Annotated in this window: 2 protein-coding genes; both read left to right on the top strand. The window is 51.7% G+C overall.

The features are described 5' to 3' along the window. Positions 1–2: 2 nt before the first annotated feature. Positions 3–878: a hypothetical protein gene (locus Q0628_RS15505; protein WP_298772546.1), complete on the top strand. Its 876-nt coding sequence runs from the start codon at positions 3–5 to the stop codon at positions 876–878. 16 nt (positions 879–894) lie between these two features. Next, a partial coding sequence (locus tag Q0628_RS15500; RefSeq protein ID WP_298772544.1) for a fimbrial protein occupies positions 895–2,348 on the top strand: 1,454 nt, incomplete at its 3' end.

Raw genomic sequence — 2,348 nt, 5'->3', positions numbered from 1 at the left:
AGATGACGGGCACCAGTGTCCGTCTTTCAGTGCGGCCTAACCGTGCGAGCATGGTGGCGACTCTGTCGCAATCCATGATGGTCACCTGGTCTATTGTCTTGCATGAACACTTGGATGCAATGCTGAATGACCCCACGGTAAATGTCGGAACCTCCGAAGTGATTTCGTATAGCGAGACGGCCTGGAAATTGGCGGATGCTAGTTTTCCGCAAATTATAGCCGATGCGAATAAGCTGTACGATGAATTCCGTACCAAGTGGATGCAGCGCTTTTCGACGGACGAAGTGATGCGATTGCTGCTCGAGGGGGGTGATTTTCTGCATCACGACGAAGAAAAGGGCTGGATGCTTACGGTCAAGAATAGCAAGCAGGACATCAACGCGTTCTATTCGGCGACAATCCACTTGCTGGTGAGCGACGCCGAACCCCTGTTCGTCCGCATGCACGGGCGCGTGATGCAGTTGCAGGAAAAACTTTGCAAGTATTGGCACTCCGAGAGCGCCGTGGATGCGGTTTCCAAACTGCTTCCCAGTTTGGAAGCGTCGCTCCGCGACAAGGAAAACTCCATGGTGGTGTCGCTTCGCAGTTCGTTGAATGCGCTTGCAAAAAAACGCTTTGCCGCGGCTTTCTCTTCCAAGGGGCCCGCCCACTATTATAGTTCGGCCGCATCTTGTGCGCGGAACGTGGGGCGTTATTGGAATCCACATTACGCATACGAAAACGGCTTTCTTGCTTTTACCGATGATTTTTGTGATTATGCCCGTGGTCTTACCATTCAGATTATCGAGTGGTACCAGAGCAAGTGGGCTTTGTTTTTGCGCGGGTTTTCGCGTGGTCAGTTAAATTTATTTGAAACCCCCGCCTTGTCGAAGGCATAAAGGATGCAGGTATAAAATGAAAAATGCGTTCCAGATGATCTTGTTGCTTACCTTGATCGGGCTTTTGGCCCTGATTGTTGCTGCGCTCTATTTTGGTGCTCCGCTATTCGGCTGGATTATCATGGCCGCCATTTTTGCAGTATTTATCGGAGAACAGCTGGCGGCCCTCAAGGCGGTGAGGCAGGTCTCTTCCGAAATGGAAGTTCTCGAATCCTGTGAACAGCGTGGTGCCCATGTTTCCGGTGATGGCGTCGTTGCGAAGCGTATCGCTCTTGCCAAGGACCTTCTGGCAAAGAAAATACGTCTCGATTCTTCAATGGCCTATGAAGTCCTTTCGAATAGCGTTGCCATTTCTGTACCTAGGAGTTCCGGTGGTACGGTTATTCTGCTTGGCTTGATGGGTACTTTCTTCGGTCTTATGTATTCCGTTGCGACAGCCGGTGGTGCGATTGACAACTCGACAACGCAGGGAACGCTTGACACGATTCAGCTTCTGTTCCAGAATATGAAGGGTATTTTTGGAACGAGCCTTTGCGGTCTCTTTGCTGCTCTTATATTGAATGCAACCCGTACATTGTTGCTTAACGCCCGAGACCGCTTTGTTGCTCGTCTCGACGCCTTTACCCTGAATATGCAGGGAGAGGTTGAAGCCGATGAAAGCGAGGAAGTCCGCGCGAAGAATGAACTGGAACGACTCTTCGATTCCGTTGAGAAAAATCTTTCCCAGATTGCAGCTTCAGTGCAGCAGTCCCTGAACGGAGTCATTGCCAAGGTGGGCGAGTCCGTGAGTAGTTCATTGTCCGGAGCCTTTACTCCGATGGAGCAGAACATCAAGGCCCTTTCGACATCTGTTGAATCGATTCCGGGCCGTCTGGATGAAAAGCTCAATGGCCTTTCTACGACTTTGAATGCGGGACTCGAGGGAATTTCCTCGGGTGTCGGGAATGCCCTTGCAAAGGTTGCGTCCGCTACGGCTCAGGCCATGGAAGGTTCTACGAAAGATATTGCTTCTGCAGTTTCGGATCAGGTCAGGCAGTCCGGCGATCAATGGAAGTCGTTTATGGAACGCCTTGCCGCAGAAACTTCAGCCAATGTGGACGCCCAGAAGGAAGGTCTCGAAACCCTCAAGAACGTGGCCCTGCAGGTGGCCGAAAAGGCCCAGGCCGGTTCTGCCGAACTTTCTCAGTCCGTCTCCGAAAAACTCTCTGCTCTCTCTTCGGATATCCTCGGCGCATTCCAGAAACTTTCGGAAACTTCTGCCGTGCTGTTAGATGCGCAGAAGGCTCTTACCGAAAGTATCGAAAATCGAGTAGTCAAGGAAAAGGAAGCGACGGATGCATTGGGTGGAAACCTGGTTGAAACCGCAGAGCTCATGCGCGTGAACCAGTCCGAACTCAGCGCGAACCTGGAAATGTTGCGCGCCGGTCTCGAAACCATTCTCGAAAAGCTTTCTGGCGATACGGCCGAACG

The organism is uncultured Fibrobacter sp. (genome assembly GCF_937877005.1).
In the GTDB taxonomy this organism is placed as follows: domain Bacteria; phylum Fibrobacterota; class Fibrobacteria; order Fibrobacterales; family Fibrobacteraceae; genus Fibrobacter.
This window is presented reverse-complemented; position numbering and strand designations above follow the sequence as displayed.

Coding starts and splice junctions, on each gene's coding strand:
- Q0628_RS15505 (WP_298772546.1), top strand. CDS start 3: ATGACGGGCACCAGTGTCCGTCTTTCAGTGCGGCCTAACCGTGCGAGC.